The 21,625-nt window shown below is 66.0% G+C and carries 21 protein-coding genes and 1 tRNA gene; 3 read left to right on the top strand and 19 right to left on the bottom strand.

What is annotated here, in order from left to right; genetic code table 11:
* Positions 1 to 82 precede the first annotated feature (82 nt).
* The 13 genes from AC1DS6_RS06295 to AC1DS6_RS06355 all read right to left on the bottom strand — a co-directional run bounded on the left by AC1DS6_RS06295 (position 83) and on the right by AC1DS6_RS06355 (position 13,179).
* A complete protein-coding gene (locus tag AC1DS6_RS06295) occupies positions 83 to 598 on the bottom strand; it encodes an RNA polymerase sigma factor (RefSeq protein ID WP_035860935.1) in 516 nt (171 codons plus the stop codon).
* Between the two features lie 12 nt (positions 599 to 610).
* Complete coding sequence (locus AC1DS6_RS06300) at positions 611 to 1,315, bottom strand: secretin and TonB N-terminal domain-containing protein (protein WP_441637606.1); 705 nt, start codon at positions 1,313 to 1,315, stop codon at positions 611 to 613.
* A 133-nt stretch (positions 1,316 to 1,448) separates the two neighbouring features.
* Complete coding sequence (locus AC1DS6_RS06305) at positions 1,449 to 2,822, bottom strand: trypsin-like peptidase domain-containing protein (protein ID WP_477102285.1); 1,374 nt, start codon at positions 2,820 to 2,822, stop codon at positions 1,449 to 1,451.
* A 37-nt stretch (positions 2,823 to 2,859) separates the two neighbouring features.
* A complete protein-coding gene (locus AC1DS6_RS06310) occupies positions 2,860 to 3,357 on the bottom strand; it encodes a YbaB/EbfC family DNA-binding protein (protein WP_477102286.1) in 498 nt (165 codons plus the stop codon).
* A 362-nt stretch (positions 3,358 to 3,719) separates the two neighbouring features.
* Complete coding sequence (locus AC1DS6_RS06315) at positions 3,720 to 4,139, bottom strand: FecR family protein (RefSeq protein WP_441631529.1); 420 nt, start codon at positions 4,137 to 4,139, stop codon at positions 3,720 to 3,722.
* Between the two features lie 132 nt (positions 4,140 to 4,271).
* Positions 4,272 to 4,808, bottom strand: a complete 537-nt coding sequence (locus tag AC1DS6_RS06320) for a YbjN domain-containing protein (RefSeq protein WP_441631531.1) — start codon at positions 4,806 to 4,808, stop codon at positions 4,272 to 4,274.
* A 73-nt stretch (positions 4,809 to 4,881) separates the two neighbouring features.
* On the bottom strand, positions 4,882 to 6,012 hold the full coding sequence (locus AC1DS6_RS06325; RefSeq protein WP_441631532.1) for a peptidylprolyl isomerase: 1,131 nt from the start codon (positions 6,010 to 6,012) through the stop codon (positions 4,882 to 4,884).
* On the bottom strand, positions 6,009 to 6,755 hold the full coding sequence (locus AC1DS6_RS06330) for a hypothetical protein (protein WP_477102287.1): 747 nt from the start codon (positions 6,753 to 6,755) through the stop codon (positions 6,009 to 6,011). Before AC1DS6_RS06330 ends, AC1DS6_RS06325 begins: the two co-directional genes overlap by 4 nt.
* A 10-nt stretch (positions 6,756 to 6,765) precedes the next feature.
* Positions 6,766 to 8,463, bottom strand: a complete 1,698-nt coding sequence (locus AC1DS6_RS06335) for a putative porin (protein WP_477102288.1) — start codon at positions 8,461 to 8,463, stop codon at positions 6,766 to 6,768.
* A gap of 188 nt (positions 8,464 to 8,651) precedes the next feature.
* Positions 8,652 to 9,356 (bottom strand): energy transducer TonB family protein, encoded by a 705-nt coding sequence (locus AC1DS6_RS06340; RefSeq protein WP_441631538.1) that lies wholly within the window; start codon positions 9,354 to 9,356, stop codon positions 8,652 to 8,654.
* A 10-nt stretch (positions 9,357 to 9,366) separates the two neighbouring features.
* On the bottom strand, positions 9,367 to 9,777 hold the full coding sequence (locus AC1DS6_RS06345; protein ID WP_035866382.1) for an ExbD/TolR family protein: 411 nt from the start codon (positions 9,775 to 9,777) through the stop codon (positions 9,367 to 9,369).
* 15 nt (positions 9,778 to 9,792) lie between these two features.
* On the bottom strand, positions 9,793 to 11,565 hold the full coding sequence (locus AC1DS6_RS06350; protein ID WP_035866386.1) for a DUF2341 domain-containing protein: 1,773 nt from the start codon (positions 11,563 to 11,565) through the stop codon (positions 9,793 to 9,795).
* A gap of 57 nt (positions 11,566 to 11,622) precedes the next feature.
* Entirely contained in the window at positions 11,623 to 13,179 is a 1,557-nt protein-coding gene (locus AC1DS6_RS06355; RefSeq protein ID WP_477102289.1) for a ShlB/FhaC/HecB family hemolysin secretion/activation protein, read from the bottom strand.
* A 399-nt stretch (positions 13,180 to 13,578) separates the two neighbouring features.
* Here AC1DS6_RS06355 and AC1DS6_RS06360 point away from each other — a divergent pair, with 399 nt between their 5' ends.
* Both AC1DS6_RS06360 and AC1DS6_RS06365 read left to right on the top strand, forming a co-directional pair.
* A complete protein-coding gene (locus AC1DS6_RS06360; protein WP_477102290.1) occupies positions 13,579 to 13,941 on the top strand; it encodes a hypothetical protein in 363 nt (120 codons plus the stop codon).
* Between the two features lie 42 nt (positions 13,942 to 13,983).
* Positions 13,984 to 14,451 (top strand): hypothetical protein, encoded by a 468-nt coding sequence (locus tag AC1DS6_RS06365; RefSeq protein ID WP_441631546.1) that lies wholly within the window; start codon positions 13,984 to 13,986, stop codon positions 14,449 to 14,451.
* A gap of 92 nt (positions 14,452 to 14,543) precedes the next feature.
* Here AC1DS6_RS06365 and AC1DS6_RS06370 read toward each other — a convergent pair.
* Positions 14,544 to 14,622: transfer RNA gene (locus AC1DS6_RS06370), tRNA-Ile, on the bottom strand.
* A 27-nt stretch (positions 14,623 to 14,649) separates the two neighbouring features.
* Positions 14,650 to 16,923 carry an RNA polymerase sigma factor RpoD gene (gene rpoD / locus AC1DS6_RS06375; RefSeq protein ID WP_035866396.1) on the bottom strand — a complete coding sequence of 758 codons (2,274 nt, stop codon included), beginning with the start codon at positions 16,921 to 16,923 and terminating at the stop codon, positions 14,650 to 14,652.
* Here rpoD and AC1DS6_RS06380 point away from each other — a divergent pair.
* The gene (locus AC1DS6_RS06380) at positions 16,913 to 17,308 is read left to right on the top strand and encodes a hypothetical protein (protein WP_441631550.1); all 396 of its coding nucleotides are present in this window, start codon (positions 16,913 to 16,915) and stop codon (positions 17,306 to 17,308) included. The two genes, rpoD and AC1DS6_RS06380, sit on opposite strands and share 11 nt — an antisense overlap.
* A gap of 82 nt (positions 17,309 to 17,390) precedes the next feature.
* Here the strand turns inward: AC1DS6_RS06380 and dnaG are convergent, their stop codons facing one another.
* From dnaG to AC1DS6_RS06400, 4 genes are all read right to left on the bottom strand, one after another.
* Positions 17,391 to 19,205: a DNA primase gene (dnaG, locus tag AC1DS6_RS06385; protein ID WP_441631552.1), complete on the bottom strand. Its 1,815-nt coding sequence runs from the start codon at positions 19,203 to 19,205 to the stop codon at positions 17,391 to 17,393.
* 230 nt (positions 19,206 to 19,435) lie between these two features.
* Complete coding sequence (locus tag AC1DS6_RS06390; protein WP_477102291.1) at positions 19,436 to 19,885, bottom strand: GatB/YqeY domain-containing protein; 450 nt, start codon at positions 19,883 to 19,885, stop codon at positions 19,436 to 19,438.
* Positions 19,886 to 20,017: 132 nt separating this feature from the next.
* Positions 20,018 to 20,230 (bottom strand): 30S ribosomal protein S21, encoded by a 213-nt coding sequence (gene rpsU, locus AC1DS6_RS06395; RefSeq protein ID WP_035866409.1) that lies wholly within the window; start codon positions 20,228 to 20,230, stop codon positions 20,018 to 20,020.
* A 100-nt stretch (positions 20,231 to 20,330) separates the two neighbouring features.
* Positions 20,331 to 21,605 carry a BaiN/RdsA family NAD(P)/FAD-dependent oxidoreductase gene (locus AC1DS6_RS06400; protein WP_441631556.1) on the bottom strand — a complete coding sequence of 425 codons (1,275 nt, stop codon included), beginning with the start codon at positions 21,603 to 21,605 and terminating at the stop codon, positions 20,331 to 20,333.
* Between the last annotated feature and the right edge of the window lie 20 nt (positions 21,606 to 21,625).

Consider the following 21,625-nt stretch of genomic DNA (forward strand, 5'->3'; position numbering starts at 1 on the left):
TGGCATCAAGCGAGCCGCCACCGTGGTTTGCCTGCACACATAGACAAGACGGTTGGGAAGCAACAGATCGGCATGCTTTTTTTCATCCATGCTTGGGCAGGTGCGCCATGCAGTATTCATGCGCCCGTTTCAGCTCCAGCCCGATCAGGCGCGGCGACACGCCGAAGCGCACCGCGGCCTCCTGGTTCGACAGTTCATCGACGCGCACCGCGAGGAAGATGGCCCGCCGCCGCGGCGGCATGCTCTCGATGAGACGGGCCACCGCTTCCACCTCGTCGCGTGCGGCCACGGTCTGCGCCGGGCCCGGGGCCGGGTCGGCGATCTCGGCCATCAGCGTCTCCACTTCTTCCGCGCTCATGTAGCGGCGGTCACGCTGCAGCCGATCCAGCGCCAGGTTGGTGGCCATGCGCATCAGGTAGGCGGCGGGGCTCTTGACCGGCTCGCCCTGTTCATTGCGTTCTTCCAGGTGTACCCAGGTGTCGTGCAACGCGTCGCTGGCGAGTTCGGCCGAACCCAGCCGCCACGTCAGGCGGCGTTTGAGGTCCTCGTAGCGCTGGGCCAGAAGGTCGCGCAAGGTCGAACGGCTGGAGTCGCTCATCTATCGGCTCATCTATCGGCTCGCCTGCCGGCCGCAGGGGAGCCTGCACGGTCCGGACTGCGCCGCTGCCGTATCGCAGCGGACGGGCTTGACCAGCAGCACGAAGGCTTTTGCCGGGTCCGCCGGCGGCTGGCCCAGGTCGACGCGCTCAACGGTTTCGACAATGGCCGCATCGCGTGCCTTGTCTCCCGTGGTGTCCAGCAGACGCACGCGCTGCACATGGCCGGACGCGTTGATCTGCACATAGAGCGCCAGCCGGTAATCCCCGAGCGCAAGGGCGGTACGCGCGCACAGCGCCTGGTAGATCTGCGACTGCACCGTGCCTTCGTATTGCCGCTGGGCACTGGCCGCTGGCTGGGCCACGGCCATGTCCGGGTTGGGCGCGCCGGGCACCAGCACGAAGGCATCGGCCGCCGTTGCCTGCACGTTCAGTCCCGTGCCCTCCAGCAATTTGCGCAGCGCCGCCTCCGGGCTGTAGCTCCCGTGAACGGCATTCGAGGTTCGCCCCGCAGCAAGCTCGGAGGAAAAGAAAACGGATAGGCTGGTCTGCGCATCGTATTGCGCCAGCGCCTGCTTCAATGGCTGGGCCGGCAGGTCGAATGCCATCTCCGTGGCGGGCTGCCCGGCGTGGACCTGCTGGCCGGCGAGGCTCAGAGCCAGGACCGCCATATAGCAGACCAGTGCACGCGCACCGGGGGATGCGACCAAGCTTGCCATCACGATCCAATGCCCTGTCCGTTGAGGAATCCATGCTGGGCCGGACGCACCGCCCGACCACATACCGGTCCGCATCGTAGGGATCCAATGTGACGCCGCCGTGACTCCATGGCAAGGATTGCCGTGACATGGCTCACTCCTCTTGCCCGGCGCCGGACGGCTGCTGCGTCTCGATGGCGATAAAGAGCCGCGCGCTGCCACGCTGGACCAGCAGCGCCACCGCGCCTTCCGCCGCGCTCACTTCTTCGGCCAGCGCCTCCACGCTGTCGACCGGCTGGCCGTTGAGCGCGAGGATCACGTCGCCGGTGTTCACGCCCGCGCGCAATGCTGCCGCGTTCACGCGCTGCACCAGCAGGCCGCCATCGATGCGCAGCACCTGCCGCTCCTGCGGCCACAGCGGCCTGACCATCATGCCCAGCGGCGCATGGCCCGGCGCGGCAACCCGTGCGACCCTGGGCGCGTCGAAGCGATCGGGCGTCACATGCAGCACCAGCGATGCACGTTCCCGCCAGATCCTGAACGGCGTTGCCGCGCCAGGCGGCAGGTCCGCGATAAAGATCAGCGCATCGGCGGACTGCGCGACGTCGCGCGGGCCCACCTGCAGGATCACGTCGCCCGGTTTCACACCGGCCCGGCTGGCGGCGCCGCCCGGCTGCACATAGCTCACCAGCGCCCCCGCCGGGCGCGGCAGGCGGAACGAATCGGCCAGGGCCTGCGTGACCTCCTGCACCGCCACCCCAATGCGGCCCCGCGTGACCGCGCCCTTGCTCTGCAACTGGTACTTGATGCGCATGGCCACATCGATCGGGATGGCGAACGACAAGCCCTGGTAGCCGCCGCTGCGGCTGTAGATGCGGGAGTTGATGCCGATCATTTCACCCTTCAGGTTGAACAGCGGCCCGCCGGAGTTGCCGGGATTGACCGGTACGTCGGTCTGCAGGAAGGGCATGTACTCGGCGCCCGGCAGCACCCTGCCCTTGGCGCTGACGATGCCGGCCGTGACCGAGTTGGAAAAGCCATAGGGCGAGCCGATGGCCAGTGCCCAGTTGCCGACCTCGACACTGGCGGGATCGCCGATCTTCACCGTCGGCAGGCCGGTCGCGTCGATCTTGAGCAAGGCCACATCGGCCACGGTATCCAGCCCGACCAGCCGCGCCTTGAACTCGCGCCGGTCGGTCAGCTTCACGCTGACCTGCGTGCCGCGCGCGACCACGTGCGCGTTGGTGAGGATGTAGCCGTCGCCGCTGAGGATAAAGCCGGAGCCCAGGCTGGTCTCGTCGACGTTGTCCTGGCGCGGCACGACGCCGGCGGAACGCCCGCGCGGCGGATCGGCGTAAAGACGCGCGGGCGACGCCTCGCGCGCGACGCCGATGTTGACCACGGCCGGGCCATTCTCCCGAACCAGCCGCGAGAAATCGGGTGCCGCCTGCAGCGGCGCGCATCCGGCGGTGCCGGTCGCCAGCACAAACAGGAGCGCCGCCGAGGCAGCCGCCAGCGCGCAACGCATGGCGCGGCTGCGGCCTGGTTCGAAAGCGTCCGCCACGTCAACTGGCCGTTGGGAAATCCAGCGCAAGCTCCATCACCATCGGCTGGCGCATATCCGGCGGCGGCGGCTCGGACAAGGCCTGCGTCATCAGCACGGCGCGCAGGTCCGCATCGGCCTGCGCATTGCCCAGCGAGTCGAACTCCACGCGCTCGACCCGGCCGCTGGGCGCCAGCCATACGCGCATCACCAACGACGCGGCCGGGTGCGGTGCGGCCTGCCGCGGCAGCAAGCGATCCTGCATCCAGCCTTGCAAGCGCAGCGCCGCCGCGTCGGCATGGTCGTCCAGCCGCGCCTGCAACTGCGTGCTGGCCAGTTGCGCATAGCGCATCCAGTGCTGCGGAAACGGCTGCGCGGGCGCCTGCCCGGAGGCGGAGGACACCGCGCCCAGGTCCACCAGCCCCAGGGTACGGCGCAGGCGCCGCCAGAACTGCCGCGGCGCGTCCCGCTTGCGGGCGACGGGGCTGGACTGCCGGCTTGGATCAATGGGGGAATACATCGGAGTTCCTGTCTGTCGTCATGGCATACGCTCGGCTGCGAGGGTCCGCACGCCGTCATACTGAGACGGAACTCACTGGCCGGAGATGTCGTTTGTCACAGAAACTTCATATGCCATGCGCATCAGCGCCCGTACCCGCACTTGCGCCAGCGCGCGGCAGTCGATCCAGATGTCGTTGCTGTTGAGGCCCTTGCGGTCGCGGTTGAGCGGCGCGTCGCGCTGCTCAACCGCGCTGCTGGCTGCTGGTGCAGATTGGTGTTTGGGGGCGGGGTTTTATTGCTTCTAGCTGCTAGAAGCAATAAAACCCCGCCCCCAAACGTCAGCAGCAACCAGAAACACCCAGACAAAACCCCACCCAAACCTCAACTCAAAACAACCAACCCACCAGGCAACAACCTGACCTGCAAATCAAAAGTATGCTGCAACTGAGCCAGCGCAAGATCCAGCGACGCCATAAAAAAACTCCCACTCACAGGCTTGTCACGCACAGCAGCATTCATCAGCACCACACGCCCGCGCCGGTAGCGATTGATCTCGTCAAGCACATCGATCAGCCGCGCCTGGCTAAACACCAGTTCACCGTTCCGCCATGCCGAAACGCCAGCCGGTTCGATCCGCGCAACGCCGCCGGCGGCAACATCGTCATAGACCGTCTGCTGGCGTGCCTGCAGCACCCGGTTGCCGGCCGGATGCTCCACCCTCAGCGCCCCCTCGATACATGTCACGCAGACCTTGTCCGCCAGGTGCCGGACCTCGAAGCGTCGGCAAGTCACCGGCACCATGTTGAAATCGCCATCGTGGCACCAGGACGTGACGACCTCGATACAAAAAGCCTGCTGGGTGAAACATTGGAGATGCACCGGCCCGCCCCGGCTGACGGCAGGCCGTACGTCAGATCACCATCGCGCGCAACGTCACGGGGAGGCAGTTTCCTCTTCCGCCAGCACGGCGGCGCCGGTGTCCAGCGCTTGCCCGTCTGCAGGCGCGTCGGACACGGCGGGCTGGAAGTTGCGCAGATGGAGGAAGAACTGCCCCATCATCTGCATCCACAGCTGCATCGCCACGGTGAGATAGTCGGGGCCCACGCCGCCGGAGATCACCACGTCCATTTCCAGGACCAGGAATTCGCCATGCTGCGCGACGCGTGCGAAGCGCTTTGCGCGATGCCAGTCGCCAAGCACGCCCTCGGGCAGGGCACCACCTTGCACCCGCAGCGGGCAGCTCAGCGTGAAGTCCAGGTACTCGCCCGGCGTTACCGAATTGCCCCACAGGACCTGGAAGCCGACCCCATGGCTGGCACTGTGCAGGCGCGGCACGCCGTCCTGCTCGATGGCCGCCACGGCGCATCCGGCGGCCTTGATGGCGTCAGCGACCTGGTCGGAAGTGGCCGCCATTAGCAGGGCGGGCTTGGTGTCTTCTGCGACTTCAACCTGGTTGGCATTTGCGTTCATGGTATTTCCTGAAACTTGAATGGGAAGGAGGATAGGTGGCTGGCCGGGGCAACATGCGCCCCGACCCGCGGCTTCAGTTCACTTTCTGCAGCACCGCGTCCAGCGCGGCGGTATCGATGCTCAACGTGCCCGCTTGCGTGAGTTTGGCAAGATAGGCCTGCACAAGCTGCTGCTGGCGCTGCTGGCGCATCGCCGCCACCAGCTGGGACTTGATCTCGTCCAGCGCCGCGGTACGGGCGGGCTGCGAATCCAGCAGCTTCACCACATGAAAGCCCGCGTCCGATTGCACCGGATCGCTGACCTGTCCGGCCTTGAGCCTGGCGACAACATCGCGCACTTCCGGCAGCATCTGGGCCAGCGGCAGCGTGCCGACTTCGCCGCCGCGCTCCGCGCCGCGGGCATCCTGCGAATGGCGCTTGGCCAGGGCGGCGAAATCGCCCTGGCGTGCCTGCCCGGCCAGCTTGCGCGCTTCATCGCGAACCCTGGCGGTGGCAGCCGCATCGCCGGCTTTGGTTGCCAGGAAAATCTGCGCGACGCGATACGTCGCTGGCACCTGGAAGTTCACCTTGCCCTCTTCGTAAGCCGCCTTGACCTCGGCCTCGGACGGATAGCCGGCCGGCACCTGCGTGACCGACTCCAGGTAGGTGGTGGATACGATCCGCGCGGAAATCTCGCGCACGGCGGCGTCCACGCGCGCCTTCACCTCCGGCTGGTCCGCCCATTCCTTGGCTTGCGCCTCGCGCAGCAGCGCTTCGCTGGCCAGGCGCTGGCGCAGCCAGTTCTCGATGCCCGCGCGGTTGCTCCTGGCGGCGGCCCGGTCCGCGTCGGGCAAGCCCTGCAGCAAGCGAGCCACATCGTCCTGGCCTACCGTGATCGTACCGAGGCGTGCCACGACAGGGGCGGCGGCGGGTTCCGCCGCCTGCACGGGTGCCGCGCTCAGCCAGGAAGCCAGCAAGATGCCGATGGCCGTACGCACCGGAGGCAGCACGGCCTGGACATGCAATTTCAATCGATTCATCTGCGTAGGTACCCTTTTCTCCGGACGCGCGGGCGCGCAGACGCGGGAACCGGCGGCGCCGCCCGGCCCACGCACAGCCGTGCGTTCCTCATTACAGCGCAGCAACATGACAAAGCACTCGCGCCCCAGCAACAGCAGGCTCGGCGCCACCGCGATGCACGGGCTGCTGCTGGATTCGCGGGTCACGGGCGCGCAGCCTCCGGCGCGCCTGTCGCCGCCCTGGCATCGGTCGAGGCGCTCGCCGCCGGCGCGGCCTGAGCCGCGCCGGCGGCCGAGAAGCGCCCTTCGTAGAGCTTGTCGCCATACTCCTGTGCGATCTGCTCGAACTTGACCCGGCTCTGCGCGGCAAAGGGCTGGCGAGCGATCATCACCGCGCCGATATCGACCGTCTCATACGCATGCAGGATCTCTTGCCCGACGGCGTACAACTGCGCGTTCTTGGCCTCGCATCGGGCTATCGCCGTGTTCCGCGACGTGGCCTCGACGGTCAGCCGCTGGCGCTCGGCCTCCGCCGCGCGCGCCAGCTTCAGCAGCTCGTCGTAGGCGTTGCGGTACTGGGCGACCTGCGCGCTCGCCTTCTCCGCGATGGCTTGCGCCTGCTGCTTTCCTTGCTGGTTCCTGTCGCTCAGCCTTTCGCGCTCCTGGCGCTCGGCCGCGAGCTGTGCGCGGGTGCGTTCCAGGTCTTTCCGGAGTGCCTCGGAATCCGTGGCGGGCGCAACGGCGCCGCCGCCCTGCGGCGCGCCGGCCTTGAGCGCAGCCAGTTCGTTCTGCGCCTGCTGCAATTGCGTGGTCGTGATGCGCAGCTGCGCACGCAAGCGCTCTTCCATGGTCTGGGCCTGCTGGGCGTGGGCGGTTGCCCCCGCCATCAGGAGGCTGGCGCATAGCGCCAGCGGACGCCAGGCGCCTCGGAGGCATGATGTGGATGACACGGTATCCCTCCTAGAAGCGCGTGTTGATCTCGACCTGCAAGATATCGATTGCCAGCGGCGGGCCATAGACTTCCTTGGTCGACGTCCAGCGGCCGGTGAACCAGGTGTTCTTGTCGACAGCGTACGAGCCGCCCACGTAATAGCCGCGCGCGTTGGTGCCGCCCAGGTGGAAAGTCGAATCGTTGTAGCCGTCCGGCATCGAATCCGGCTCGATGCGCTTGTAGCCAAGCAGCAGGTTCCAGTCGCCCCTGGCAACGGTAACGGGCTTGCCCAGCGTGGCCTGGAACATGTAGGCGTTGCCGCCGCTCTTGAAGTCGGCGCGATTGGTGCCGCCGCTGCCGCCGAAGTTGTTGACGATGCCGCCGTTGGCGCGCGTGAACATGCCGTTCTCGTCGTACGCCAGGTTGCGGACGTAGTTCGCATCCATGCGCAGGCCGAGGCTGCCGGCCACCTTGGTTTCCCAGCGGAAGTTCAGGTCGAGCAACTGGAACTTGGAAGCCAGGCCCACGTACTGGGGCTGCGGCGTGCCGGCCGGATCCAGCGGGTTGAGCGCGATATTGCGCAACAGCATCAACGTGTTGCCCTTCTGCATGAAGGCCGGCCGCGCCCAGTCCGTGCTGCAGCTGTCGGCGCCAGCGTACAAGGCGCAAGGCTGGGACACTTCGCCGCTGACATTGCGGAAGTCGTAATACGCCAGCGCTCCGCGCAGGCGGTTGTCGTTGTTGACCTTCCAACTGGCGCCGATCTGCGCGCCCAGCAGCCACTTCTTCTCGCTGCTCGCCTTGTTCTGGCTGCGGCTCGGGAAGTTGTCCGAGGAGTATTCGAGCGGAACCAGGCCGAGGGTGCCGAACAACGCCACGTCCCTGTTGGGCAGCGCCTTGTCGAACTGCGCCGCCAGGCCGTCGAAATTCAGGTCGTTCGAGAACAGCAGGTCGGACGACACGAACGGGTTGCCGAAGCGGCCAGCGGTCAGGTTGACCCACTCCGCCGGCCGGTATGACAGCCAGCCCTGGTCGAGCCACACGTTCTTCTTGGCAAGGCCGCCGCCAAGCGTCTGGTTGGTGGACACGGGGCTGTCGTCATTGCCGGTCGCGATGCGGATGCCCGCACGGGTGCTCTCGGAAATATCGGCGTAGACGCCGAACCTCGCACGGGCGCGCAGCAGGCTCACGCGGTTCTGGCGCGTGTTGAGCAGCGGCGGCAGCGACAGGTTGGTGTTCGGGTTGACGTCGAAGCCCGGGCCCTGGTTGATCGCCGACCAGTCGATGGCACTATCGGTGTTGTTGCTGGAGTAGAAGCGCGATTCGTCGCGCACGCGCACATCGCCTTCGATGCGGATGCGCTTGGTCCACTCCGGCGTCTCGTTCGGAGCCGCCCAGCCCTCGGCCTGCGCCTGGGCCATGACCTGCCCCTTGACCTCGTCGCGGATCTGGTCGCGGACCGTGTCCGAGATATAGGGCACACGCACATCGCCCGGCTCCACGCGCATGCCGCCGGCGGTAGCGGCCGGCGCCACCGACGCCACGCGCTGCGCCTGCTGGGCAGCGATCGCCTCGGTCTGGGCCTGGGCCAGCAGCGCCTCGCCGGCGTCCTTGTTCAGCGCGCCGCTCTGGATCAGGCTGCGGATCAGCCTGACCATGGAGGTGTCGCCGGGCGCCGCGGCTTGCACGTGGCCCGCGCCGCTCGCCGTCAGCAATGCGATCGCCATGGCCGCGGCCAGGACCTGCGTCTTGCGTATGGGCGCCGCCTGGTGTGAGGAGCGGCCCTTTGTTTCGTGCGTCTGCCACGCTGCACCACGGCCCAGATGTCGCTGGGGGATTGCTGGATGGTTCATCGGTTCGTTCAAGAGAATGGGATGGGATAGGTGGGACAGGCGGCGACGTGCCTCGGGCATCGTCACGGCCGGCGCCCCTTGATCGACATACGCATCGGAAAGCGCAGCGAAGCCGGCGGCCGCTCGTCGGCCCGGAAATCGCGCACCATGGCCAGCACGGCTTCGTCGGTCTGCGCGTTGCCGGTGCCGCGCACCAGTTGCGCGCGCGTCGCCTTGCCGTCGGCGTCCAGCCACAGATCGATGCGGATATCCTCGAACGCCAGTTGCCGGGTACGCTGGTCGCGCGCGAACGCCTGCTGCAAGGCATTCGAGACATAGCTCGCATAGGACCGGCTGCCGAGTCCGCCACCGCCGCCGGTCATGCCGCCGCCGCTCCCGGCCTGGATGCCGAAAGCGTCCGTGCCGGCTTGCGCCGCGCCGTCGATCGTGACCGGGTCGCCGAGGTCCTTCGACGGGCTTGGCGGCGCGTCGTCCTTCGGCGCTTCCTGCGGGTCCGCCGGTTTGGGCTCGACCACTTCCGGCTTGATCTTCTCCGGCTCCGGTTCGGGCAGCTTCTCGGGTTCGGGCGGCGGAGGCGGCGGCGGTGGCAGCACCAGCATCGGCGTGGCGGCCACCTCGCGCCTGGTGCTGGCCGTATCGGACAGCAGGCGCCAGACCAGCACAGCCAGCCCGACGATCACCAGCGCGCCGATGAGCAGCCCGCCCCAGCGGCGCCACAGGACGGCCGCGCGCTGCCGGGGGCGAGGAGTTGGATCGCGATGTTTCACCCGACTCTCCTCACGCCGGCTTGCCGGTGACGAGGCCGATCTGGTTCAGGTCGATGCGCCTGAGCAGGTCCAGCACCTCCACGACCTTCGCGTACTGCACGGCGGCATCGCCACGCACGATCACGGGGAAATCCGGTGTCAGGGCCTTCTCCGTGCGCAGGCGCTCCTCCAGTTCCGGCAGCGTCACCGGATAGGCATCGAGGAACACCTGGCCCGCGTTGTCGATCGTGATGGCCTTGGTCTTGGGCTTCTCCAGCGCGACCGACGAACTAGCCTTGGGCAGGTCCACCTTGATGCCCGGGATGCTGGCATTGCTGGTCAGGATAAAAATCACCAGCACCACCAGCAGCACATCGACGAAGGGAGTGATGTTGATGCCGCTCGAGCGCTTCTTGGTGCCGAACTTGGCTGCGTATGCCATGGCCGCGCGCTCCCCTTAAGCCCGGTGCAGGGCAGCGGGGACGCGACGTCCCTCGCCCTGCTCTTCGGCCAGGCGCGTGGCGAACTCATCCACGAACACCGCCATGTCGGCGCCGATCGAATCCGAACGAGAGGCCAGCCAGTTGTAGCCGAACAGCGCGGGAATCGCGACGCCCAGGCCGGCGGCGGTACACAGCAAGGCCGCGGCCATGCCCGGCGCCACCGAGTTGATATCCACCGCGCCGGCCATGGCCGCCACGACGAATACCAGCATGATCCCGATCACCGTGCCGAACAGGCCGACGTACGGCGCGCCCTCGATGGTGGTCGACAGCCAGTTCATGCGGGCCGCCATGCGTTCGCTCTCGCGCACCATCACGCCATCCATCGCCGCGCGGATCGCGCTGATGGTGGCATCGGAAACCGCATTGAGGTCGTAGCCCATCTGATGGCGGCGGTGCATTTCCTCGACCGCCATTTCATACAGGCGCCACAGCGACGAATCCGCCTTGACGTCCTCGGGGATCCGGTTGCTCTTGGCCAGTTGGTCCAGCGGCGCGCCGGACGCCTGGCGGAAGTGCACCATGAACGCGGCATTGGCGCGCGAGTTCGCACCGAAGCTGCGGCCCTTGCTGATCATGATGGCCCACGACAGCGCCATCATGATGCCGAGCAGGCCCACCACGATCCACGCGTCGAGCGGCATGGCCGCCAGGATGAAGCCGAAGTGGCTCTTGCCGGCCTGCTGCTCGTCGGCACCGAATACGGCAAGCCGCGACTCGGCGCCCTGCGATACGGCGTCCGCCAGGATCAGCGCATCCGGGCGTGCGATCTTGGACAGGCGCACTTCATCGATGGCGCCGGTGAAAGGGGCCAGTGCGGAGCCGGCAGCCGTGTCGGCACCCAGCGAGGCCGGCGTGTTCAAGGCCGGCAGGCTGGCCGCCAGCGACGCGGCGGGGCGTCCGCCGACATAGAGGGCCACGCTCTTGCCATCGGACTTGACCGCCAGGTGCGACCACTGTCCGGCCTGCACGGGCTGGCCGGGATTGCTGCGTTGGCCGTTGACCTGCACAAAGGGCACGCCCTGGTCGATGCCGATGACGAGTTCGCCCGCGCCATCGCGGCGGGCGTAGATGACTTGCAGCGGCCCAAGCTTCTCGGGGCGTACCCATGCGGAAAAGCCGAACTGCGCGCCGGCGGCCAGCGCCAGCGAAGGAGACGACGGCAGCACCAGCGGCGCGGCGCCGAGCTGCGCGCCCTTGCCGATGACCGTGCCATCGATGCTCACCACGGCGGTCTGGCTATGGTTGCCATAAGCCGTGGTATCGCGCGCCGGCACGCTGCCCTCGGCAAAGTGATAGACGAGGGTGTAGTCCGGGTCGAAGGTCCGCTGGCCATTGCCCGATGCCGGCGCCTTGGCATTGCCGTAGTACATCCACAACTGCTGCGGGCCGCCCGCCGATACCGCCGGCACATCGACCCAGACCAGCGCGATGCCCAGCAGCGGATCGAACTGTTCGATCTGGTGGTTGAGCACCGTCTTGTCGTCCGCCGCGACGAAGCGCAGGTCGGCGCCGGTCTCGCTCACGCCTTCGAAACTGAAGTTGCCGGTATGCAGGCGCAGCAGCACCGGAGTACGGCCCGCGTCGCCGCCGATCGCCCCGCCCTTGGGGCCGGCATCGATCGTGACCGGCTTGCGGTAAGCCCAGTCGGGCTGCCACCAGGCATGGGCCAGGTCAGGCAGTAGTGTGCTCAGCAGCGTGAGCACGAGCAAAAGGATGCGTCGCATGACAGTGGTTCTCGGTTAGCTCGTAAGGAATGGATGTAAAAGAGGCTGGAGCGAAGGTCAGTAGCTCGCGGTGACGCTGAAATTCACCCGCGGGTCGCCGCGCTCCGTGCGTGGCCCGGCCTTCAGCGGATAGCCCAGGTCCAGGCGCCCGGTGACTTTCTGGCCGAGGCGGAAGGTGGTGCCCATGCCCACCGAGGCGAGCGAGAAATTGCTCTGCTGCTCGGGCAACGGATCGCGCAGGCGCACCTGGCCGGCATCGGCGAACAAATAGGCGCGCCAGTTCTCGACCACGGAGGTAAAGAACGTGAGCGGCGGCGTGCGCATCTCGACGGAACCGACCACGCCGTAGTCACCCGTGGTTTCGGCCGACAGGTAGCCGCGCACGGAATTCATGCCGCCGGCGGCGATCTGCTCGTTCGACACCAGCGGGGAATCCGTGATCTGGGCAGCCAGGCGCCATCCCAGTTGCGCGTTCCCCGCAAAAGTGTACGTGCCATTGGTATCGCCCTTGAGCACCATGAAGCTCGGCGAAGCCTTGTAGCGCTTGTAGTCGAATTGCTGCGCCGTGCTGCCATAGCCGAGGAAACTGCGCGTGCCCGCGACCAGCGACAGGTTCAGGCCAAAGCTGCCGCGTTCCGTCTGCCCGAAGCCCGAATAGCCCAGGGTGATCGGCGCGTATTTGAGCGGCACGGTGTCGCCGCTGCTGCCCAGGCGCGTGACCTCCTCGTTGTCCTTGAAGTCCACGCCCGCGCTGAACGCGTGCCACCACGCGCCGGTGTTCGGCACGGTGTAGGTCGCCTTCACGCCGACCGCATAGCCCTTGCCCAGTACGTTCGTGCCGCCCACCGTCGCGACGTTGCTGTCCGACTTGTAGCCAGAAGCCTCGACGCCCCAGTTGGTCCCACGCAGCGGCGCCACATAAGAGCCCGACCACACCTGCGTCTGGTTCAGGTCCTGCGGCGCGCCAAAGAAGCTGACCGATGCGCTGTGGCCAAGTTGCCAGAGATTGTCGTGGCCAAGCGAAGCCGTGGCCCGCAGCTGTTTCGTGTCCGCGCTGTAGTCGTTGTTCAGGCCGACGCTAGCCCGCCACGGGCTGCTGTCGTCGACCTTGAGATCCACGTCCATCGTGCCGGGCAGCGTGCCCTGCCGGACCAGCGGCATCACCTGCCGGTTCCCGCCGCGGTTCAGCGCGGTCAGCTCCGTCTGCGCCTGGTTGAAATCCGGCACCGCGCCCTCCGCCAGCGCGGGCACCTGCTCACGCACCTCCACCGGCGAGTTGTATTGCGCGCCAACCACGCGCACGCGCCCCACCTTGGTCTCGCTCACCTGCAGGAAGACCACGCCGCCGACAGCCTGCTGCTCGGGCAGGTCCACGTACACCGACTGGAAACCCTTGGCCTGGTAAGCCGCGAGCAAGGCATCGCGCGCGCCCTCGATATCCTTCATGGTGCGTTTGGGGCCGAGGTAAGGCGTCACCGCGCGCTCGATCGAGCGTGCGTCCAGCACCGTGTTCCCACGCACGATGTACTCATTGATGTCGACGCGGCGTTCCGCTTCGGGCTGTACGGCAGGCGCCGGCGCCTCCGCCGCTGCATCGGCCGTAGCCTGCGCCATGGCTGTTCCCTGCGCCCCTAGTCCCAGTATCGCGAGACACACCGCCCTCCAGCGCCCGGACGCTTCTTTCTTGTTCTTGCCTTGCATGTGTTTACTCAATTCCTTGCGAAACAATTGCCGTCGTTCCCTTGCGCCGGCGCCCCCACCAGAGGCAAGTCGCATGCGATCGCATCCGCGAGGCCATGATGAGCGGTCATCATTTCAGCGCCGCGTACGAATGGTTAGACGAACGGCCCGCGCGGCGACTGTCGTTTGTCACGAAAGCTTCATGCGCGCAGGCGGGCGTTGGCGATGCGCTTTAAAGGCAGGTGTTCGCGGATAGGAAATTACGTGCCGCGCGGTCTGAAAGGCGGCGCTACACTTCAGGCATATCGCCAATGCCGTTTTTGGCGAGCAACGATGACGGAGCACGAAATGGGCAAGTGGCTGGCAGTTGCGGCAATGACCGTGGGTAGCCTTGGGACGGCCGGCTCCCTGCTCGCTTCGGAGGCGCCCCCACCGATGGGGGATGCCGCGGCGAGTTGTGTCGAGGTCGAAGTCGATGGCGTGCGGGCCCCGTCGTTTACCTGCCTGACGCAAAAGCTGATTCCCAAGCCCGGCCCGGGGGAGCCGCCCTCTGACCGGAAGCTGGCATCCGAAGCCATCGTGGAACGCCCCTCCAATGCACTGGGGCTGTTCAACTATTCGGCGACAAGCCACCGCATGGGCAACACCTTCGGTACATCGGTCACGCCGCAGCGGCCATCCAATCCGGCGCCATAGGCGGGCCGGTTAATTCATTTCCATTTTTTTAAAGGAAAAGACGTGCCATTCATCATCGCCGGCCTGGCATTGATCGGTGCCCTCATCTACGGCGCGGTCCGTCTCTACGCAACGGTAGCCGCCGCCTTTGGCTGGCTCGCCGGTACCGCTGCCGTCGTGTTCTGCGCGGCACTGCTTGCTGCATTCGTCGCAAGCCTGGTGCGCCGCTATCGCGCGATCCACGGCGTGACGGTCAAAGGGGAACGCATCCTGTCGCTGGAGGGATCGTGGGGAAAGGTCCGTGTGGACCCTGAGCGCAAACGTGGCGCACTGGACGTCGACGGCCAGCAGACGAAGTTTATTTTTGCGGATATCGCGGGCGCCAGCGCGCTGGAGAACGGCGGCGAATGGAAGCTTGCATTGCGTCTGGAACACAATGCGCAAGGCGGCTGGAATATACCGATGGCGAATCGGAAGGAGGCGTTGCGCTGGGCGAAGATATTCGACCTGGCTGCCGTGCAGAAGCTTTGAATGCTCGCATGGCAAGGATCGGCGGAGCACGCGCCGAGGCCATCGCAGAAAAGAAAAAGCCCCGCAGAAACTTGCGGGGCTTTTCTCAATAATGGTGGGCCTCCCGTGAGTCGAACACGGCACCAACGGATTATGAGTCCGCTGCTCTAACCAGGCATGAGCTAGAGGCCCAGGAAAGTCAGACCGGCATGATACCGATCAACTACCTTCGAGGAAACTCTTAAGCTTATCAGAGCGGCTCGGATGGCGCAGCTTTCGCAGTGCCTTGGCTTCTATCTGGCGGATCCGTTCGCGGGTGACGTCGAACTGCTTGCCGACTTCTTCCAGCGTGTGATCGGTGCTCATTTCGATGCCGAAACGCATGCGCAGCACCTTGGCTTCGCGCGGCGTGAGCGAGTCCAGCACGTCCTTGACGACGTCGCGCATGGAGCCGTGCAGCGCTGCTTCGGCCGGGGCCAGCGTGTTGGTGTCTTCGATGAAGTCGCCCAGATGGGAGTCGTCGTCGTCGCCGATCGGCGTTTCCATGGAGATCGGCTCCTTCGCGATCTTCATGATCTTGCGGATCTTGTCTTCCGGCATCTCCATCTTCTCGGCCAGCGTTGCCGGATCCGGTTCGTTGCCGGTTTCCTGCAGGATCTGGCGCGAGATGCGGTTCATCTTGTTGATCGTTTCGATCATGTGCACCGGGATACGGATGGTGCGCGCCTGATCGGCGATCGAACGGGTGATGGCCTGGCGGATCCACCACGTGGCGTAGGTCGAGAACTTGTAGCCGCGGCGGTATTCGAACTTGTCCACCGCCTTCATCAGCCCGATGTTGCCTTCCTGGATCAGATCGAGGAACTGCAGGCCGCGATTGGTGTATTTCTTGGCGATCGAGATCACCAGGCGCAGGTTGGCCTCGGTCATCTCGCGCTTGGCTTCGCGGGCGCGCTTCTCGCCCTCGCTCATCTTGCGGTTGACGTCCTTGAGCTCCTTCAGCGGCAGCACCACGCGCAACTGCAGGTCGATCAGCTTTTGCTGCAGTTCACGCACGGCCGGCACATTGCGCTCGACGGTGACGCTGTACGGCTTGCTGTCGGCGATGATCGTGTCGATCCACTCGAGGTTGGTTTCGTTACCCGGGAAGCGGGCGACGAAGTCGGCGCGCGGCATGCCGCACTTGTCCACCACGATCTTCAGGATGGAGCGCTCAAGCTTGCGCACTTCGTCCACCTGGCCACGCAGCGTGTCGCACAGGCGTTCGACGTTGCGCGCGGTGAAGCGGATGGTCATCAGTTCGTTCTGGATGGCTTCCTGGGCCTTGACGTAGGCCTTGGACTTGTAGCCCTCCTTCTCGAACGAGCGGCGCATCTTGTCGAACTGCTCGGCGATGACGCGGAATTTTTCCAGAGCGCCCTGCTTCAGTTCTTCAAGCTGGCGCGCGGAGGCAGCCAGGCCACCGGCATCGTCGTCCTCGTCTTCGTCGGACTCTTCATCGTCCGACTCCTCGTCGTCTTCCTCGGCCACTGGCGCGGCAACAGGCGCCGGCGGCGCCACGGGAACATCCTCGGCGTTGGGGTCGATCAGGCCATCGACGAACTCGTCGATCTTGATCTCGTCGCTGGCAACGCGTTCGGCCAGGGCCAGGATCTCGGAGATCGTGACCGGGCACGCCGAGATCGCCATCACCATGTCTTTCAGGCCGGCTTCGATGCGCTTGGCGATTTCGATTTCGCCTTCGCGCGTGAGCAGCTCCACCGTGCCCATCTCGCGCATGTACATGCGCACGGGATCGGTGGTGCGGCCGAACTCGGAGTCCACCGTGGAAAGCGCGGCCTCAGCTTCTTCCTCGGCTTCTTCCTCGCTGGTGGCGGACGGGGCATTGTCGTTGAGCAGCAGCGTTTCCGCGTCCGGCGCCTGCTCGTAGACGGCGATGCCGATGTCGTTCAGCGTGGCGACCAGGGTGTCGATCGTTTCCGAATCGACCATGTCGTCCGGCAGGTGATCGTTGATCTCCGCGTACGTCAGGTAACCGCGTGACTTGCCCAGCTTGATCAGCGCCTTGAGCTTCTGGCGGCGCACCTCCAGTTCTTCCTCGGTGCCCTGCTGGGTCGAGGCGAACTCCTTGAGCAGAGCCTTTTCCTTGGCCTTGCGGTCGCGAGCCTTCTGCTTTTCGGACTTGGGGGCGGCCGCGGGCGCTGCGGCGGGGATCTCGTCTTCGTAAAGCTCTTCAGTCACGTCGTCTGTAGTGCTGTCGTCGTGCTGCGATCCGGCCTTGGGCTTGCGGCCACGCTTCTTCGGCTCCGGCTTGACTGCCGGAGCGGCGGGACGCTCGGATGCAACGGGGGCGGAAGTTGTGGCAACCGGCGTGTCCTCGGACGCGGGCGCGCCTGACTTGGCGTCTCCCGTCTTGGCGCTGGCCGCTGCCGTTCGCTTGCTCTCGACTTCGGTATTCTGCTGTTTCGCCACGGTAATACTCTTGCCTTTCACAGGTACAGACGCGGCGTTCTTGCCGCTTGTATTGGCGCTATCGCCGCTCTCGCGTGCCGAAGTCGAGGGCCTCAAGTTCTCGGATATGCGAGTCCCGGTGGTGGTGGACGCTGCGGGCGCCTTGGCGCTTCGAGCAGTCTTAGCTGGCACAGGCTGGGCTGGCGTCTTGACTGACGCGGCTGTCTTCGCAGCCGCCGATGTCTTCGCGGACGCCTTGCCGCTCCCTGATTGGGGAGCATTAGTGGGAACCTTTTCGGTTGCTTTGGCCTTTGCCATTGGCACGCTCACTTTCACCAGAACGGGAGAGAAAGATTTCGCTATCCAAACCGGCTATTGTAGCACGTCGCAATTAGCCGGCTTCCCAACAGGTGAGGATTTCACCTGATAAATCAAGGCTTAAGCTCAACAAGGTCAAGCTAAACCTTCACCTATTTGTCACCACAAGCCTTGACCGACCTACCGGACGGTCAACCTAACTGGCGCCGGCGGTTGATCTCGCTGACCAGCCATCGCATCCGGCTCTTGCCAGCCTCGTCCGCCGTACCCATTACCACCGACTGCTGCAGGCTGGCGAGTTCCCGCTGCAACGGCCCCGCCAGCAGCTTGGCGATGGCCGCGTCGAATTCCTGCTCCGCCGGTTCCTCGTCGATCTCTTCGCGCAGTACCGCCGCACGCACATTGGCGTAGACCTCGGCATACGGCGACTGCGCCAGATGCTCGCTAAAGGCCGCGAAATTCACTTCACCCTGTAACTCGTCGCACGCGGACACCAGGTGCGACAGCACCTCGGCATCGGCTTGTTCATCCTCCAGCAGTAGCGCGCGGCTATCGGCGTCGAGCCGTCCGGAGAGCTGCGGATAGCACATCAGCAATTGCAGCACACGCTGCTCCAGCCCCGTGGGCGCCTGACGCTTGGTGCGCGGCCGCGGCTGGGCAAAGCGGCCGACCCGCGCCGGGTCGCTGGCCAGCCCGCAGACCGCCTCGATCTCGGCAGGCGTGGTGCCGGTAGCGTCGGCCAGTTCGCGCACGATCTGCAGGCGCAGGCCGCCGCTGGGCATGGCCTGCAGCAATGGCTTGGCCTCGTATTGAGCGCGGGCGCGGCCCTCTGGCTGGCGCAGCTCCTGGCCTTCCGTCACCACCTGCAACAGGAAGCGCGAGAGTGGCATGGCGTCGCGCACCTGGGCGGCGAAGGCATCGGTACCCTGCTCACGCACATAGCTGTCCGGATCGTGCTCGGTCGGCAGGAACAGGAAGCGGATGGTTTTGTTATCCGCCACATAGGGCAGGCATGCCTCCAGCGCCCGGCGCGCCGCGCGCCGCCCGGCGGCGTCGCCGTCGAACGAGAACACCACGGCGTCGGTCTGCCGCAACAGCTTTTGCACGTGCACGGGGGTGCAGGCCGTGCCCAGCGTGGCCACGGCGTTGGCAAAGCCCAGCTGAGCCAGTGCCACGACGTCCATATAGCCTTCGACCACCAGAACGTAGCCGGTTTCCCGGATCGCATGGCGTGCCTCGAATAAGCCATATAGCTCGGTACCCTTGCTGAACAGCGGGGTTTCCGGCGAGTTCAGGTACTTCGGTTCACCCTGCCCCATCACCCGGCCGCCGAAGCCAATCACCTGGCCCTTGGCATTGCGGATGGGAAACATGATGCGGTCGCGGAAGCGGTCGTAGCGGCGCGGCTTGCCGTCGGCGTCGCGCTTCTCGGCGCTTTCGATCATCAGGCCGGCTTCCACCAGCGGGCCGGCGATGGCGTCGTCGCGATAGCTGCCGAACACCGATTCCAGCCCCTGCCAGTCGTCAGGCGCATAGCCCAGCCCGAATTGCGCCGCGATCTCGCCGGTCAGGCCGCGGCCCTTGAGGTACTGGATCGCCTGGGGCGCGCTGCGCAGTTGCCGCCGGTAGAACTCGGTGGCGCGCGTCATGGCGTCGGTGAGCGCGAGCGAGCGCGCCTGCTGTTCGGCGCGCTGTGCCGGCGGCAGCCGGTCGCGGTCCTCGGGCACGGACAGGCCGACCGATTGCGCCAGTTCGCGCACCGCGTCGGGGTAGGACTGCCCGGAGTACTCCATCAGGAAGCCGATGGCCGAGCCATGCGCGCCGCACCCGAAGCAGTGGTAGAACTGCTTGGTCGGCGAGACGGTAAAGGACGGCGACTTCTCGTTGTGGAAGGGGCAAAGGCCCATGAAGTTGGCGCCGCCCTTCTTCAACTGCACGTACTTGCCCACCACATCGACTATGTCGACACGGTTGAGCAGGTCCTGAATGAAGGATTGCGGAATCACCCGGCTTGTCGTCCTCTGGCCAAACCGCCCGTTGCAGCGGGCGGCAATATTGTGAATGCGTGACCGGCACTGCGCTTTCCGGCTCTACAACACTACATTGTAGTGCAGACGCAACGGATTGCAGCCAGGGCCGGCGAGGGGTGTCGGATCAAAAGCGTTTTAAGACGCACTTCCAGCAAAAAGCCGGATCGGCGGCGACTGGCCCCGATCCAGCGGCTGCCAGAGCTAGCTCAGCGCGCCGTCAGGGCGGCCTTGACCAGCCCCGACACGGCAGTCATGTCGGCGCGGCCGGCCAGCTTGGCCTTGAGCACCGCCATGACCTTGCCCATGTCCTGCGGACCGGCGGCGCCGCTCTCCGCGACTGCGGCCTGTACTTCCGCGGCAATTTCGGCCTCCGACAGCGCGGCGGGCATATAGACCTTGAGCACCTCGATTTCAGCGCTTTCCTTGTCCGCCAGGTCGATGCGGCCGGCTTGCGTGAACTGCGAGAGGGAGTCCTTGCGCTGCTTGACCAGCTTTTCGATCACGGCCAGCACGGCGGTGTCGTCGAGTTCGATGCGCTCGTCCACTTCCTTTTGCTTGATGGCCGCCAGCAGCAGCCGGATGGTGCCGAGGCGATCGGTTTCGCGGGCCCGCATGGCGGCCTTCATGTCATCAGTGATACGGGCTTTGAGGGACATGGCAATTTTTCCAGGAAAGTGTGGGCGGGACATTGCCGGCCGGGCGAAACGCGCCGGCCGTCGGACCGCCAATGCAAAAACCCGCCGGAGCCTTGCCCACAGCGGGTTTTGATGCAGAAGCGAAGGGTGCGTTCAGTACAGCTTCTTCGGCAGCATCTGGCTGCGGATGCGCTTGTAGTGGCGCTTCTCGGCGGCGGCCTTCTTGCGCTTGCGCTCGGCCGTCGGCTTTTCGTAAAACTCACGTGCCCGCAATTCAGTAATCAAGCCGTTCTTTTCGATGGTGCGCTTGAAACGACGCATGGCGACTTCAAACGGCTCGTTTTCTTTGAGGTGGATCGTGGTCATCTTGCTGAAATATGTAGCAGCTGTTGGCGGTTTTACGAAAGCTACAAGTGTAGCACACACACTGTCAAGCCCGCGTGGCGCAAATTTTCCGCCGTGCCGCCTAGGCCACTCCCGCCGTCGCGGCGCGTGCGTTTTCCGCAACGGCCTGGCCGGCAGCCACGCCCGATGCCCAGGCCCACTGGAAGTTGTAGCCACCCAGCCAGCCGGTCACATCGACCACCTCGCCGATGAAGTACAGGTTGGGCACCGTCCGGGCCATCATGGTGGCCGATGACAGGGCCCGGGTATCCACCCCGCCGAGCGTGACCTCGGCCTTGCGATAGCCCTCGGTCCCCGCCGGGATCAACTCCCAGCTATTCAGCGCGGCCCCGAGCCGGCGCAGTGCCTTGTCCGGCATATCATGCAGGGGCTGCGCGCCGTTCAGGCCGGCAGCGGCGCACCAGGCATCGGCCAGGCGGGCCGGCAGGCGTTCGGCCAGCAGGTTGGCCAGGTGCTTGCGGCTGCTGCCCTTTTGCGCAAGCAGCCACTCACTTGCGTCGTTGCCGTCGAACAGGTCGATGGCGATGGGCGTGCCCGGCCGCCAGAAGCTGGAAATCTGCAGCACGGCGGGACCGGACAAACCGCGATGGGTCCACAGCAAGTCCTCACGGAAAGCGCCGGCCGTCTTGCCGCCGCCCGTAGCGATATCGACTTCCATCGATACGCCGGCCAGCGGCGCGAATGGCGCCCAGCCCTGTCCGTCGAAGGTGAGCGGCACCAGCGCCGGGCGCGTCTCGACCACGCCCAGGCCGAACTGGCGGGCGACGCGGTAGCCCAGGTCGGTGGCGCCGATCTTGGGAATGGAAAGTCCTCCGGTGGCCACCACCAGCGCGCCGGCGCGGATTGGCCCATTCGCCGTCATCAGCAGGAAATCGTCGCCTTCGCGCCTGACCTCGTCCACGCTGCAGCCGGTGCGCCAGTGCACGCCGCCGGCGCCGCATTCGGCGCGCAGCATCTCGATCACCTGCTCGGCGCTATCGTTGCAGAAGAGCTGGCCGCGGTGCTTCTCGTGCCAGTCGATCTCATGGCGCCGCATCAGGTCGAGGAAGTCCTGCGGTGTATAGCGCGCCAGCGCCGAACGGCAGAAGTGCGGATTACCAGACAGGTAATTGGCGGGCCCGGCCTGCAGGTTGGTGAAATTGCAGCGCCCGCCGCCCGAAATGCGGATTTTCTCTGCCAGCTTCGTGGCATGGTCGATCAGCACCACGCTGGCACCGCCCTGGCCCGCCACGGCGGCGCACATCATGCCGGCGGCCCCGGCGCCAAGCACTGCCACATCGAAGCGCCCTGCGCGCGCGCCAGCGTGGCCGGTCTGTGCGGTCTGCTTGCTGCCCATGTTTTTCTTGCCTACTGAAT

Source organism: Cupriavidus sp. 05L310 (assembly GCF_056398185.1).